We start from the raw sequence: 13,068 nt of genomic DNA on the forward strand, positions 1-13,068 counted from the left end.
CTAGTCCGATGGATGTCAAGCCCCCGCAGGGGTGACATCCATGTCCGGGCTATTCGGTCAGAGGTCGAACAGGCCCGGCGGATCGTCGGCGGGCGCCATGGCCCGTTGCTTCTTCGCAAGCCGGGCGGCGGCGGTGTGGCAGTCGGCGCACCACGCACGCAGCTCACTCGCCGGAAGGGCGGCGGCAACGACATCGGTGGTGAGCGGGTCGGCGGGCGCGGCCATGAGGCGTACCCGGCGGCCGTGCTTGCTGGTGTAGTGGTCGTGCTCGCGCGGGCAGCGTCCGCCGTCCTTGGCGTGGGGGTTGCCGCACTGGCCGCTGCACTGGCAGCGGTAGCCGGCCGCCTCCATGACGGTGTTGAACAGGGCGGCGCCGACGAGGGGCTGTGACTTCACGCCGCTGCCCTCCCCCACGCGCGCGGGTCGGTCCGCTCCAGCAGGATCCGCAGCGCGGCGACGGCCTGGGGCCAGACGACGCCGTTGCCCAGGGCCTTGAGCTGTGCGGTGCGGGACAGGCCGGGAACGCCGGTGACGTGGCCGGAGGGCAGGGCCATGAGCCATTCGACGAAGGGCGGGTTCAGCCGTCCCAGAGCGTCAACTGGCCCGGGGGCGGGGCGGCCGATGACCGTTTCCCACCTGCGGACCGCTCCGGCGTACTCGCCCCAATCCGGTGCGCGGCCGACGGAAGGGTCAAGTCCCCCTTGCCCCGGCGCTGGTTCGGTCCGCCGTTGCTGCCGTCCGTCGCGCACGGCGTCGGCAGCAGCGAGCCCACCTCGGCGGCCAGGCTCTTGCCGTGCGTCCCGGCTTCCTGCGACGGCGAGCGTTTCGTCTGCCGGTTCTCGTTCTCCGACGCGCGAGGAGTCGGCAGCAGTGCCCCGCTGAACGTCAGGTCCGTCAGTGTCGGTGAACTGCTGCGAGGGTTCGGCGCGGTCGCCTGACGGGCGCCCTTGGAGTCCCCGACCACTGGTGTCGGCAGCAGCGAGACGACGTGCCGCAGGTTCATCCCGCCCTGCGCCGCGTGCCCCGCCCCCGTCGCCTCCGAGGTCGACGGCGTCGGCAGCAGGGAGGTCACGGCGGTGGGCAGCTGTCCTCTCTGCCCACCCCCGCGCCAGTCCCTCGCCGCCGGAGTCGGCAGGCCACGCGATGACGAAAAGCCGGTTGCGCTGGTGCGCGGCGCCGATGTCCGACGCGCGTACACAGCACCAGTCCGCATCGAACCCGATGGCGGCAAGGTCGCCAAGGACGGTGTCGAATCCGAGAGAAAGGTGTCCTGCGACGTTCTCAAAGACCGCGAGCCGGGGTCGTAGAACGCCAAGGGCGCGGGCGATGTGCGGCCAGAGGTGCCGGGCATCCTTGGTTCCCTTCCGCTTGCCGGCGGTGCTGAACGGCTGGCACGGATACCCGCCGATGTAGATGTCGACCGGTTCGACCTCGTGCCAGTCCAGGGCCGTGATGTCCCCGAGGTTGGGCACCTCTGGGTGGTGGTGGGCGAGGATGAGCGCGGCGCCGGGGTCGTTGTCCGCCACCCACGCCAGCTCCCCGCCGAACACCGCCTGTACGGCCATGTCCAGCCCGCCGTAGCCCGTGCACACCGACCCGATCCGCAGCCCCGTCATGCCGCCACCCCGACAACCGGAGCGTCGGCGCGGGCGCCGGTCCGGCCGGAGCGGCGCCCGGTGACGGTGGCGAACAGCCGCCCCAGTCCCGCGCGGCGGGTTCCGGTGTGGCCTTGCTTGGCCGCGTACATCGCCTCATCCGCCCGCCGCAGCAGACCCGACAGGTCATCGGCGGGGAAGTCCGCCGCGCGCACCCACCCGAGGGACACCGTGGTGCGTACCGCCGGGTCCTGCCCGTCGACGGGGCGGCCGAGCACGCCGTGAAGGACGGCGAGCAGATCGGCGGCGCTCCCGTGGTCGTCGAGGAGGACGGCGGCGAACTCATCGCCCCCAAGCCGTCCGGCCACCCCGGAGCGGCCGACGTGGTGGGCGAGGCGGTCGCCAGTGGCCTTCAACAGGGCATCGCCGGCCGCGTGGCCGTACGTGTCGTTGATGTGCTTGAACCTGTCGATGTCGGCGAGGACGACGACCGCCCGCGGGTCCTTCAACAGGGCGGTGGCGCGGCGGGTGAAGCCGTCGCGGGTGCGTAACCCGGTGAGCGGGTCACGGCGGGCGGTGTTCAGGCAGCGGTGCAGCCAGCGCACATGCGCCGCCCACCCGCACGCCAACGGCAGCACGGAGAGCAGGAGGGTGGCCAGGGTGTTCACGCGGCCACCCCCTCAGCGCCGTCGTCGGAGCCGTCCACGGGGTGCAGGGCGCGGCCGTCGGCCCGCTCGGCGAGCAGTACGTCACGCACCTGCCGCGCCGGGCCGGAGCCGCACCGCAGCGCCTTGCGCAGCGCCTCGGCGTTGACCGTGGCATCCGTCCACCCGGCGGTGACCGTGCGAGCCTCGGCGAGCAGGTCCGGCAGGGAGCGCGGTGGTGTCTTCGCCCTGGGCTTGGCCGGGCGCTTGCGCGGCGGCCGGGCCGCCTCCGGCTTCGCCTCTTCCGGGGCCTGCTGCGGCTCCGGCTTCGGGTCCTCGGCGACGGTCGCGGCGGCCGGGGCGAGTTCCCCCAGGCGCAGCAGGACGCGTTCGCGGCGCGGGGTCTTGTGCCGCCAGCCACGGCCGTACTGCTCACGCAGATCCGCACGGGCCAGCAGCCGCTCACGCTCCAGCGCGAGCGCATCCGCGTAAGAGGTGACCTCCCACAGCGTCATCCGCCGCCACAGCGCGAACGTCGACACCGGAGCCAGGAACCAGCGGGAAACCCGGATCTTCTCCATCCGCCGGCCGGTGACCGCACCGATCCGCACGGCGTAGACGTGGGCGCCGATCTCGGAAAACACCACCCACAGCAGCGGCATCGTGCCGTGCGCCACCTTCGCCGACAGCGAGTGCCCGGCAGCGATGTTCAGCCAGCACGTGACCAGGGTGAGCACCCAGGGCACGAACCGGACCCATCCCAAGGCCATGTCCAGCCGGATGAGCAGCAGGTTGGCCAGCGTGAACACCGGGATGGCCACGTCAATGGCGATGGGGAGGGTGTGCGGGTTGCTGAACCCCCAGCGCGCTGCGGCAAGCGACACCGCGTCGAAGGAGGAGTACAGCCCCAGCGCGCCGACCGCAGCAGCGGCGAGCGCCCCGAGACCGGCAAGCCCCATCTCCGGGCGGGTCAGCGGCGGCACGGCCGGACGCTCGACGGCCTGCGTCGTCATGCCGCACCCCCGTGCGCATCGGCCACATCGGTGTAGCCGTGCAGGTGCACTTCCGCACCCGCGTAGTCGGTTGTCGCCTTCAGCACGCGCGTGAAGCCGCCGACTTGCACCCCGTGCGTCACCTTCTCCGGCGGAATGGCCAAGGCCTCCCGCCATGCCTCGAACGCGTGCAGACCCTCGTGAAAACGCAGGGTCAGCCGGTCGGGGTAGATACGGGTCAGGTCGACGTCCGGGGCGGGCAGATGCCCGAAGTCAGCGGCCAGCAGCCGCAGCACACGCAGCGGCACGGCCAGCCCGTCCAGCGTCAGCAGCTCACTCATGCCGCTGCCCCCTTCCGGGAGGACCGACGGCGCCCGGTCGCCGGCCGGGCGAGCGGGACGACGTTGAACAGCTGCGGGCCGTGCGCCTCGATCACCTCGGCGACCACGCGGGTCACGTCGTCCGGCAGGCCGGGGTTGTCGGCGAGGATGTCGCGGGCCGCGTCCAGCCGGGCCGCCCGCTCCGCCTCGCTCTCGCCGTCCACCCCGAGCCACAGTTCAGCCGGGGTGCCCAGCGCCAGTTCGATGAAGTCGTTCACGGAGACGGCCTGATGAGGGCCGACGTAGGTGTGCATAGGGGGCTCCTGAATCGGAGGGACAGGAAGCCGGAGCAGTCGCAGGCCTTTGGCGAGACGGCGGCCACTCCGGGGCCCCGGCCGCAGACGCGGCGGGGGCGAGTGCCCCGGGCCGGATTCGATCCGGCGCCCTTCACGGCTGGATGCCGGGGCTGTAGGTGAGCGGGTGTTACCGGGGTTGCTCGGTCAGGTGCGCCGCGTCCTCGTAGGCGGTGCGGATCTCCTGCTGCTGCCAGGCCCGCTCAGCCGCGACCGGGGCGGGGTCCTGCTGTCCGAGGTCGGAAGCCCACGCGTCCGCGCTGGTTTCCAGGTGCCATGCCGCTGGATCGGTCGCCATCAGCACACCCCCGCGTGCGGGTGCGGACGCGGCGGACGGACGGGAAGCGGCGGCTTGGTCTTCTCGTGTTCGGCACTGGCCATCAACGGCCGCCCCGGGCACGGGTGTTGTCCTCGCTGCGCTTGTTCGCCTCGGCGTTCTTCCGCGACAGGTCGTCGCGTTCCTTGTCTGTCAGACTCGTCACCACAGGTGACCTCCACATCAGGCGCCTGTACGCGGTCCCCGGGGTGCCACCCGGGGACCGCTCTCGTGTCGAGCCGGTAGGTCTCCGGCTCCCCGCGCCCCCGCCCGTCCGGCTCCGCAGCAGCGGGCCGTACGGGCGGGAGAGGCAGCCGGCCGCAGCGTGAGTGCTGCGAAGCCAGGAAACGGACCGGAAAGGTTGGACGGGTGCCGCCGACCGGTCCGGTTCGGGGGCACCCCTGGTATGTCGTCGGTTCACACCGACCTCCCGCAGAACGCAGGGACACGGCTTCACCGGTACTCCGTTGCCACGGAGTACCGGCCCCGAGCCGGGAACGTCGGGCGCGTCATCATCACTGCTCTGACGCCAGCAGGGCGGCGCGTATCGGGTGGCAACCCCGGGGTTGACCTCCAGTAATGAAGGGATGATCGCCAGGGCTGTTCTCCAGAGCCGGTACGCGGGGCAGGACGGGTTCGCCTGCCACGAAGTGGCCGCCGACGACCATCACCCCGGCCGTCACAGGGGACAGGGACTCACACCCCGTCAACTTCAACCCACTGTTGAGTTCTCAACCAACTGCCGCTTCCTTCGTACTCACCCCTTGCGGGGCTTTCCTCCGGGCGATGCAGTACCTGTTTTACAGGTACTGCATAGGGGTCCGTCAAGTACAGCCACGGAACTTCTTGGTTCTGCGCCGGGACGTCTTGGCGCACCATCAGAATCGCCGCAGCTCAGGGGAGTCGGTCACCCCATGCGTGGACAGCTCTGGGAGATCTGGCTACCTTCAAGAGGTCCCTAGACGTCCCATCGGGGGTGCAGATGTCCAACGAACGCTTGCGGTCGGCTCTGTTAGCGCGGGGCATGACCGTTCAGGGCTTGGCCGAAGCCATCGACGTCAACCCGAAGACAGTCGAACGCTGGATCACACAGGGCAAGGTCCCGTACCGCCGACACCAGTACGCGACGGCCGCAGCGCTCAAGGTCGACGTGACGACCCTGTGGGACGACGCTCGCACGGTCGACAGCGCGGCGGACCTGACGAAAGCCGAGATCGGGACCGTATACCCCCGTCGACACACGGTCCCGTCCGGTCTGTGGCGTGAGATCTACGCCAGGGCACAGAAGACCCTCGACGTGCTGGTGTACTCCGGCTTGTTTCTGTCGGAGGATCCCCTGTTCCACGACCTGCTCAAGGCGAAGGTCGCGGCGGGCGTCCAGGTCCGCATCCTGCTGGGTGACCCCGACTGCGCGGCTGTCCGGCAGCGCGGCATAGACGAGGGTCACCAGATCATGGACGGCAAGATTCGCAACGCCCTGGTGCTCTACCGTCCGCTCATGAGGAGTCACCCGGACGTCGGGTTCCGGCTGCATGACTCGACTCTCTACAACTCGATCTATCGGTCTGATGACGAGATGCTCGTGAACCCGCACGTCTACGGCATCGGCGCCTATATGGCCCCTGTGCTGCACCTGCGCCGCGTGGCGGACGGCGGGTTGTTCGACACCTATGCGAATAGCATCGAACACACCTGGGAGAACGCACGCCAGATCACGGATGCCGACTTCGCGAGTATCAAGGGAGCCTGACCATGGGACGCATTGACTACCTCCACGACCCGGATGCCCCGCCGGCCAACTCGGTCGTGCCGTCCGTAGTCGCGTTCGTGCAGAACGACGCGGGAGACGTGCTGATGATCCGGCGCTCCGACAACGGCCGTTGGGCGCTCCCAGGCGGGGGGCACGACGTGGGTGAGTCCATCAGTGACACCGTCGTGCGAGAGGTCTGGGAAGAGACCGGCATCAAGGCGGAAGTCGTCGACATGTCCGGGATCTACACCGACCCGGGCCACGTGATGAAGTACGACGACGGCGAGATCCGGCAGCAGTTCAGCATCTGCTTCCGAGCACGGCCGGTCGGTGGTGAGGTCCGTACCAGCAGCGAGACGACAGAGGTCCGCTGGGTTGCCCCGGCGGACCTGTCCACGTTCGACATCCACCCGACCATGCGGCTCCGGATCGAGCACGCCTTGGACCGGACGCGTCCGGCGCCCTACATCGGCTGACGCTTGACGGCCGCCACTCGTTCGAGCACGCGCGACGTGCTCGCGAGGATCTCCGGTTCCGCCCGCCGGATGAACGTACCGATCAGGCTGTCCGGCCCGTACCGTCCGGTGATCTCGTTCACTCTGTCGATCGGGTTCGTGGGCGTGCCGTCCGGCGTGGTGTCCATGTCGCAGTAACAGAGCGCGTCGTTCAGGTGCGCACTCTCCCGCGGGAACTCGGCTTCCAATTCCTCGCGCAGGCCACGCGCCTCCGCCTCCATCCAGGCGCAGGAATGGTGAGCGACCAAGTTGGTGATCCGCGCGTCGGCGTTAGCTACATCCCGGAGGTAGCGCGCGCCGTCCAGCGAGTGAAAGCCTGTCTTGGCCAGGTCGGGAGCGTAGCCGATGTCATGGAGCACCGCTGCGGCCTCCAGCAGATCCGCGTCATCGCCAAGGATGAGCGCGATGGTGCGTGCCCTCTCGGCAACTCCGAGGCAGTGTTTCCACCGTCGCGGCAGCGGCTCGGCGAGAAGGGACTCAGCGAGGGGATAGGCCCAGTCCGTCAACGTCGGCAAGCTACGAACGCTCCTCTCGCGTCGGCACTGCGCGGACCCTCCGCACCTTGCCTTGTCCACCCTCCGCCAGCACGCCGGCGGTCTCCAACTTCTCCAACGCCTTGGTCACTGTCGGGCGCGATACTCCGAACCGCTCAGCCAGCGTGGAAGCGCTTGGGAATGCTTCCCCTACCTGAAGTCTTTCAGCCGTGATGATGTCCGCGAGCCGCTGATCGAGCGGTCGCCGGTCGACTTGCGCCCCCGTGCGCACAACGCGCCAGCGTTCGCCCGGGACCGGTTCAGCCATGCCTTCCTGCCGGAGCACGCCGAAGGCACGGAGGGCGACCCCCCGTGAGACCTTGTGGTCGCGCATGACATCAGCCAGCGACGGAAGCTCCGTCAGGTTCGGGTTGTCCTCAATCTGTCTCTTCACCAAGTCGGCGATCTTCAGGAAGGTTCCCCGAGGGTTGGCCTGCTGCGACACCCGATGTCCCTCTCCGTCCGGCTTCTCATGACTACCAGGGGTCAAGACTCCCATTATGGGACCACCGTACGGAGGCGTGGTGGTGATGTACCTGCACCAGGCGCTGCTCTTGGAAAGCTCGCTGGTGTCGGCCCAGCCTCCGGGCCCCACCCATCTCATGCGACAGTACGGCTCGCAAGCCTTTTGAGCGTCGGTTGCCACCATCAGTCGCCCTGCGGGAAGCTTTCGAGCTCGCGATCGAAGGGCCTTTCCAGGAGCCATGGCTCAACGACGCCCAAGCCGCGAATGGGACGCTGCCACATGACCTTGGCCCGAAATCTCCCGCCTGTTTCCCCCTCTATTCGCAGCGTCGATTCAGATTGAAGTTGTTCTTTCAGTGCTTGGCTGACCAAAACTGCGTCCCTTGGCGCAATTCCGGACAGTCTTTCAGCGAGGCTCACAGATTCGCCGAACATGATTCCGGCAGATGAATAGACGTGCCCATAGCAGAGTCCCACCCGAACCTCGGCGCCTATGTCCTCCCCGGTTTTCATGAGTCCGGATTCGGTCAGCAGCAAGGCTGTCTCTGCGCCAGCACTCGCAGTCGGGGCAACAAACGTAACGTCACTATTTCGCGTGTGGAAGAATCTTGCACCAGTTGTCAGTGCCACTTGCTGGCACAGCCTTCGCAAGCTCCAGACAAGGGTAATTAGCTCCGCCTGGTCGAACCTTTTGACTATACGGGTGAATCCGACTATCTCAAGCATGCCGAATGCCATCACGCCCGGCGTGAAATGGTCGGTCCCATCTGCGCTTTCGAGGGAGGCAAGCTTATTTTCAAGTGACGAGCATTCGGCTTCAAGGTCATTGGCCCGATCCACTGTCATCTTCAGTTGCCCCCTAAGGGCATCCACTTCCTCCCGCAATTGACTCCTCTGTCTTAGTAGCTGGTCACGCTCTTCCGTGAGCTTATCGATCTCCAACTCCATGATGGCATCACGGTGACGGATCTTGCGCAATTGCAGTTCGACGTCATTTAGAAGGGTTTGACGGTCCTGTACCGCCTGTGTGAGGACCTGGATTTGGATAGCACTCTGCTGGGATTTTCGATCTGCTTCAGCCAGTTGGGATTGAGTCAACTTAAGGAGGCTTGTGGGATTCCCTCCGGTCTCTACGGCCATGCGATACTGCTCCCGCAAGAGCTGCAAAGTTTCTTCCTTTATTACCTCGCCGCGATGCGCGGCCACATCTCGGGCCAGATCTAGAACGAATTCCCACGGGGGGAGTCGTGTTCCGTTGAGATACCGTGAAATCGCTCCGGCGTCGCGCGAGCGTCGAGCCGCGTACCGGCGGACAGAAATTTGAAGCCCGTTGAACAGCACGCGCAGGCTGGCAGCCAGATTCCGGGCCTCGACGGGCAACTCGCCATCCAACGGCCTGAGGAGAGCTGGCAGGTTCTCTTCCGTCACTTGTCTCCCCCTGCTCGCGTTGCCAACTCCTTGGCAGCATGTGCCACGTGGCGCAACACTGCACCAGCCGAGAAGTCTAGGCAACGGACCAATCGCCTGCAGAGGAAAGGTGTTGTTCGTTGATCCCCGTCCCTGGCGCCCGCTACCTGGCAGCAGTGCAGCGTGTAGCTGTCGTCTTGATCCTGTTGCCTCCGCTCCTGATCGTCACGGTGGCAAGTGTCCCGGCATTAGTGATCCTGCCGTTCAGTCAAGCAGGCTGTGATCGTGCTGGAATGCTGATCGGACGCCTCGCCGGCTGGACGCGCACCCTCCTTCAGGGCGTCCGCTCGATCGGCTAGAGGACTCCGGAGCGCACGCAGCACGGCGGAGGCAAGTCGGGCCGTCTGCGGGCCGTCGAAGGGCGGCCCACGGCGACCAATGACAACCCATGACGACCGTTCGGCCGCAGGCCAACGCCGCCCCGACATTGATCGCGTGAGGTCACTCCGGGCCGACGCCACTTCCTGCGCAACAAGAAGCAGGAGTGGGAGGAGTACCGCTCCGAGGTCACCGCCTTCGAACTGCGCAAGAACCTGCCGGTGCTGTAGGGGTAGGGGCAGGTCGGGGCGGGCTTCCGCTCATCGGGCGAAGGGGTCGGCGGTCACGGACCGTCGGCCCCCTGGTGTCTGCGCGTGCACTCGTATCGTGAGAAGAGCACGGACACGGTGGCGAGGCAGGAATGTCATGAAGGTACCCGCGGTCGACTACGAGGCCGTGTTCCAGACGCTTCCCGGGGCGGTGGCGCTGGTGACCCCGCAGTTGACCATCGTGGACGCCAACGCGGAGTTCGTGCGTCTGCGGGGCCTTCCGCGTGAGCAGGTGGTCGGCCGGTTCCTGCCCGACGACACTCCGCCGAAGGACCCCACCGAGCCCTTCCTGCTCAAGATCCTGGCGTCGCTGCGGCAGGCGGCGGACACCGGTGAGCACAGCATCGTGGCGATGCAGTACGACCGGGGGGACCCCGACCAGCCCGGGGCATGGGACCAGCGGTACTACGACCTGACCAACACGCCCGTGATCGGGGAGGACGGGCGGGTGACGCTGCTGCTGCACCGGGTGGAGGACGTCACCGAGCTCATCCGCGCCCGTGAGGTCGCGCTGACGCTGCAGGAGGCCATGCTGCCCGCTCCCCGCCCGGTCGGCCGGCATCCGGCGGCCGTGCGGTACCGGCCCGCCGCCGAAGCGCTGAACGTGGCCGGTGACTGGTACGACCTGGTCGACCTGCCCGGCGACCGGATCGCCGTGGCCGTCGGCGACGTCGTCGGGCACGGTCTGTCCGCCGCCGGCGTCATGGGGCAGCTGCGCAGCGCCCTCACCGCCGCCTCCCTGGTCGCCGAGGGCCCCGCCCGCGCCCTGGAGGTCCTCGGGCTGTACGCCCGTACCGTCGACGGCGCCGAGAACACGACCGTGGCCACGGCGTTCGTCGACTGGGAGAGCCGCACCCTCACCTACAGCAGCGCCGGGCACCCCCCGCCCGCGCTGCTGCACGGCGACGGGAGCGTCGAGTTCCTGGACCGGGCCACCGACCCGCCGCTGGCCGCCCGCCCGCAGCACGCGCCCCGGATCCAGGCCGACGTGGCGTTCCAGGAGGGCGCCGTCCTCGTGCTCTACACCGACGGCCTGATCGAACGCCGTGGCGAGGACATCGACACCGGCCTGGCCCGGCTGGCCGACTCCCTCGCCCGCCACCGGGCGGCCGGCCCCGAGGCCCTCGCCGACGCGGTGCTCGACGACCTGCTCCCGCCCGGCGGCGCCACCGACGACACCGCCCTGGTCATCGTGCGCCTGTGAGGAGATCCCGGGCCGCTCCCGGCCTCCTCAGCCGACGCCGGAGCCCACGTACGCCGGGGACACCGCCGAGACGCTGATCCGCCGCGAGGTTCCGGTGCCGTCCGCCGGGACCTCGTACAGGTCCGCCCCGTAGTCGCCCGGCAGGGCGTACACGACCGTGTGGGCGTCCTTCCACACCGCCTGGTCGTCCACGCTCCGGGTCTCCGCGAGGGGGGTTTCGCGCAGGGTGCGCAGGTCCAGGACGTACAGGTGCCAGGGGGCGTCCTTCGGGAGGCCCTTCACCCGCTTCTTGTAGGCGATACGGGTGCCGTCGGGGGAGAGGGACGGGCATTCGACGTTCCGGTGGAGGGTGGTGACCGTGCGGGTGCGCAGGTCGCCCCGGACCAGGTAGGTGGCGCCCTTGGTGGCCAGGGTCGCGTAGAAGGTGGTGTCGTCCGGGGCGAAGGTCACGCCCCAGAAGTTGACGTCCGCCGACCGGTACGCCCTGCCGTCCTTGCGGATGCGGAAGGCCTCCAGTGAGGGGATGTAGGCCCCCGTGCGGGTGTCCACGATCGCCGTGCGGGTCGAGAAGTTCGTGCCGGCGTAGGAGTCGCCGCCGACGAACGCCGTCCACGCCGCGTAGTGGCCGGTGGGGGAGACCCGGGCCCGGGACGGGATGCCGGGGACGTCGTAGCGGGCCCGTTCCTTCAGGTGCGCGTCCAGGATCAGGGCCCGGTAGGTGTCCGAGACCGGGCCGTGGACGGCCTGGAGGCAGACTCCGGTGCCCGAGGCGGCGTAGAAGCGCAGGCATTTGACGCCGGAGGCGGTGCGGGGGCCGGCGGGGTCCGAGGCGGGGGTGGTGGTCAGTTCGTCGCGGTGCGGGCCCCAGGCCATGTTGCGGAAGACCATGCGGCCCGGGGCGGTGAGGGTCACCGTTCCCGGGGTGATCTTCGGGCCGCCCGCCCGGGTGTGGTCGCGGAGTTCCGCCCGGGCCGACGCGTGCAGCACGGAGGCCAGCGCGATCGCCGCCAGGACGGCCAGCGCGGCGGCGAGGATCAGGATGCGGGACCTCAGGGTCATACGGCGGCCTCCCGGAAGGGGCGGAGCGTGAGGGCGTAGACGGCGCAGAGCGCCAGGGCCGCCGCGGCCGCGAGCAGCGCCGTACGGTCGCCCCACAGCGTCCAGGCCGCGCCGAACGCCAGTGAGCAGGCGAAACGTGCCCCGGCCTGACCCGTCTGGACCAGTGCAAGGCCCGAGGAGCGCAGGGCCTCCGGGACGCTGTCCGACGCGGCCGCCATCAGGACCCCGTCGGTCGCCGCGTAGAACGTGCCGTGCAGGGCGAGGACCGCGTACGGGAGCGCCGAGCCGTGCCAGGAGGTGAGCAGCAGCGTGTACGCCGCGAGGAGCGCCCCGTGCCCGGCCAGGAACACGCGCCAGCGGCCCCAGCGGTCCGCCAGCCGGCCGAGCGGTACGGCGAGCAGCAGGAACGCGGCGGCCGTGCCCAGCGGGAGCAGCGGGAACCAGCCGTCCGGGACGCCGAGGCGGCGCTGCAGCAGCAGGTACACGAACGAGTCGCTCACCGTGGCGAGGCCGAGGAGGAGGGCGCAGACGGTGATCCGGCGCAGGTCGCGGTGGGCGAGCAGGCCGAGCGCGGCGCGCAGGGTGGGGCGGGTGCCGGTGTCCGCCGCGGGGGAGCGCCGGCCCGGGACGAACAGCACCAGGACCAGGACCCCGACCACCGCCACGCAGAAGCTGACGGTGAACACCGCGTCGTAGCCGTCCACCGTGGCGCGCAGGATGAGGAACGCGGCCAGCGGGCCGAGCAGCGCGCCCGCCGTGTCCATCGCGCGGTGCACGCCGAAGGCGCGGCCCCGGGTCTCCGGGGTGGAGGAGAGGGAGATCAGGGCGTCGCGGGGAGCCGTGCGCAGGCCCTTGCCGGTGCGGTCCGCCGCCAGGATCAGGCCGATGGGGGTGAGGGTGTGGGCGATCAGCAGCAGGGGCTTGCAGAGCGCCGAGAGGGCGTAGCCCGCGCCGGCCACCCACTTGTGCCGGCCGCCGCCCCGGTCGGCCAGATGGCCCCCGACCAGGCGTACGACCGCCGAGAAGCCGTTGTAGACGCCGTCCAGGAGGCCGAAGCCCAGCGGGGACAGGCCCAGGCCCGTCACCAGGTACAGCGGGAGGACCGCCGTCACCATCTCGGAGGACACGTCCGTGACCAGGCTGACCGTGCCGAGGGCGAGGACGGTGGGGGCGATCGTGGAGCGGTACCGCCCGGCCGCGGTGGGCCGGGCGGTACCTTCCACGGACGCCGTCGCCGGAGTGCTCGCGCGGCTGTCCGCTACGTACAC

At 69.3% G+C, this 13,068-nt stretch carries 15 protein-coding genes and 1 pseudogene; 4 read left to right on the top strand and 12 right to left on the bottom strand.

All coding sequences use genetic code 11. The features are described 5' to 3' along the window. Positions 1–57: 57 nt before the first annotated feature. From ACGFZS_RS03320 to ACGFZS_RS03350, 7 genes are all read right to left on the bottom strand, one after another. Positions 58–396, bottom strand: a complete 339-nt coding sequence (locus tag ACGFZS_RS03320) for a hypothetical protein (protein WP_393793689.1) — start codon at positions 394–396, stop codon at positions 58–60. Further along, positions 393–1,616, bottom strand: a complete 1,224-nt coding sequence (locus ACGFZS_RS03325; protein ID WP_393793690.1) for a DNA cytosine methyltransferase — start codon at positions 1,614–1,616, stop codon at positions 393–395. The genes ACGFZS_RS03320 and ACGFZS_RS03325 overlap by 4 nt, the downstream gene beginning before the upstream one ends. Then, positions 1,613–2,263, bottom strand: coding sequence for a GGDEF domain-containing protein (locus ACGFZS_RS03330; protein ID WP_393793691.1), 651 nt, complete (start codon positions 2,261–2,263; stop codon positions 1,613–1,615). The genes ACGFZS_RS03325 and ACGFZS_RS03330 overlap by 4 nt, the downstream gene beginning before the upstream one ends. Beyond that, positions 2,260–3,252 carry a DUF2637 domain-containing protein gene (locus ACGFZS_RS03335; protein ID WP_393793692.1) on the bottom strand — a complete coding sequence of 331 codons (993 nt, stop codon included), beginning with the start codon at positions 3,250–3,252 and terminating at the stop codon, positions 2,260–2,262. The genes ACGFZS_RS03330 and ACGFZS_RS03335 overlap by 4 nt, the downstream gene beginning before the upstream one ends. Further along, positions 3,249–3,572: a hypothetical protein gene (locus tag ACGFZS_RS03340; RefSeq protein WP_393793693.1), complete on the bottom strand. Its 324-nt coding sequence runs from the start codon at positions 3,570–3,572 to the stop codon at positions 3,249–3,251. Before ACGFZS_RS03340 ends, ACGFZS_RS03335 begins: the two co-directional genes overlap by 4 nt. Next, entirely contained in the window at positions 3,569–3,865 is a 297-nt protein-coding gene (locus ACGFZS_RS03345; protein WP_393793694.1) for a hypothetical protein, read from the bottom strand. The genes ACGFZS_RS03340 and ACGFZS_RS03345 overlap by 4 nt, the downstream gene beginning before the upstream one ends. A gap of 169 nt (positions 3,866–4,034) precedes the next feature. Then, entirely contained in the window at positions 4,035–4,202 is a 168-nt protein-coding gene (locus ACGFZS_RS03350) for a hypothetical protein (RefSeq protein ID WP_393793695.1), read from the bottom strand. Between the two features lie 1,000 nt (positions 4,203–5,202). Between ACGFZS_RS03350 and ACGFZS_RS03355 the strand changes: the two genes are divergently transcribed. Together ACGFZS_RS03355 and ACGFZS_RS03360 are read left to right on the top strand one after the other, a co-directional pair. Continuing rightward, the gene (locus ACGFZS_RS03355; protein WP_393793696.1) at positions 5,203–5,970 is read left to right on the top strand and encodes an XRE family transcriptional regulator; all 768 of its coding nucleotides are present in this window, start codon (positions 5,203–5,205) and stop codon (positions 5,968–5,970) included. A 2-nt stretch (positions 5,971–5,972) separates the two neighbouring features. Continuing rightward, positions 5,973–6,446 carry an NUDIX domain-containing protein gene (locus tag ACGFZS_RS03360; protein WP_393793697.1) on the top strand — a complete coding sequence of 158 codons (474 nt, stop codon included), beginning with the start codon at positions 5,973–5,975 and terminating at the stop codon, positions 6,444–6,446. On the opposite strand, the gene ACGFZS_RS03365 is transcribed toward ACGFZS_RS03360, so the two are convergent. The 3 genes from ACGFZS_RS03365 to ACGFZS_RS03375 all read right to left on the bottom strand — a co-directional run bounded on the left by ACGFZS_RS03365 (position 6,434) and on the right by ACGFZS_RS03375 (position 8,911). Then, a complete protein-coding gene (locus ACGFZS_RS03365) occupies positions 6,434–7,000 on the bottom strand; it encodes an HD domain-containing protein (protein ID WP_393793698.1) in 567 nt (188 codons plus the stop codon). The two genes, ACGFZS_RS03360 and ACGFZS_RS03365, sit on opposite strands and share 13 nt — an antisense overlap. Before the next feature lies 1 nt (position 7,001). Next, positions 7,002–7,463, bottom strand: coding sequence for a GntR family transcriptional regulator (locus ACGFZS_RS03370; protein ID WP_393793699.1), 462 nt, complete (start codon positions 7,461–7,463; stop codon positions 7,002–7,004). Positions 7,464–7,666: 203 nt separating this feature from the next. Continuing rightward, positions 7,667–8,911, bottom strand: a complete 1,245-nt coding sequence (locus ACGFZS_RS03375) for a hypothetical protein (RefSeq protein WP_393793700.1) — start codon at positions 8,909–8,911, stop codon at positions 7,667–7,669. Between the two features lie 500 nt (positions 8,912–9,411). On the opposite strand from ACGFZS_RS03375, the pseudogene ACGFZS_RS03380 reads away from it, so the two are divergent. Together ACGFZS_RS03380 and ACGFZS_RS03385 are read left to right on the top strand one after the other, a co-directional pair. Further along, positions 9,412–9,498: pseudogene (locus ACGFZS_RS03380) on the top strand (glutamine synthetase); the annotation flags it as partial. Positions 9,499–9,634: 136 nt separating this feature from the next. Next, positions 9,635–10,741, top strand: coding sequence for a PP2C family protein-serine/threonine phosphatase (locus ACGFZS_RS03385; RefSeq protein WP_393793701.1), 1,107 nt, complete (start codon positions 9,635–9,637; stop codon positions 10,739–10,741). A gap of 27 nt (positions 10,742–10,768) precedes the next feature. Here the strand turns inward: ACGFZS_RS03385 and ACGFZS_RS03390 are convergent, their stop codons facing one another. After that, on the bottom strand, positions 10,769–11,800 hold the full coding sequence (locus tag ACGFZS_RS03390; RefSeq protein ID WP_393793702.1) for a TolB family protein: 1,032 nt from the start codon (positions 11,798–11,800) through the stop codon (positions 10,769–10,771). Then, positions 11,797–13,068: an MFS transporter gene (locus ACGFZS_RS03395; protein ID WP_393793703.1), complete on the bottom strand. Its 1,272-nt coding sequence runs from the start codon at positions 13,066–13,068 to the stop codon at positions 11,797–11,799. Before ACGFZS_RS03395 ends, ACGFZS_RS03390 begins: the two co-directional genes overlap by 4 nt.

This window comes from Streptomyces sp. NPDC048288 (assembly GCF_043201555.1).
Taxonomy (GTDB): Bacteria; Actinomycetota; Actinomycetes; order Streptomycetales; family Streptomycetaceae; genus Streptomyces.

Bases quoted from the DNA above. Each gene is read 5' to 3' on its own strand.
- ACGFZS_RS03325 (WP_393793690.1), bottom strand. From the start codon at position 1,616: ATGACGGGGCTGCGGATCGGGTCGGTGTGCACGGGCTACGGCGGGCTG.
- ACGFZS_RS03335 (WP_393793692.1), bottom strand. From the start codon at position 3,252: ATGACGACGCAGGCCGTCGAGCGTCCGGCCGTGCCGCCGCTGACCCGC.
- ACGFZS_RS03340 (WP_393793693.1), bottom strand. From the start codon at position 3,572: ATGAGTGAGCTGCTGACGCTGGACGGGCTGGCCGTGCCGCTGCGTGTG.
- ACGFZS_RS03345 (WP_393793694.1), bottom strand. From the start codon at position 3,865: ATGCACACCTACGTCGGCCCTCATCAGGCCGTCTCCGTGAACGACTTC.
- ACGFZS_RS03350 (WP_393793695.1), bottom strand. From the start codon at position 4,202: ATGGCGACCGATCCAGCGGCATGGCACCTGGAAACCAGCGCGGACGCG.
- ACGFZS_RS03355 (WP_393793696.1), top strand. From the start codon at position 5,203: ATGTCCAACGAACGCTTGCGGTCGGCTCTGTTAGCGCGGGGCATGACC.
- ACGFZS_RS03360 (WP_393793697.1), top strand. From the start codon at position 5,973: ATGGGACGCATTGACTACCTCCACGACCCGGATGCCCCGCCGGCCAAC.
- ACGFZS_RS03385 (WP_393793701.1), top strand. From the start codon at position 9,635: ATGAAGGTACCCGCGGTCGACTACGAGGCCGTGTTCCAGACGCTTCCC.
- ACGFZS_RS03390 (WP_393793702.1), bottom strand. From the start codon at position 11,800: ATGACCCTGAGGTCCCGCATCCTGATCCTCGCCGCCGCGCTGGCCGTC.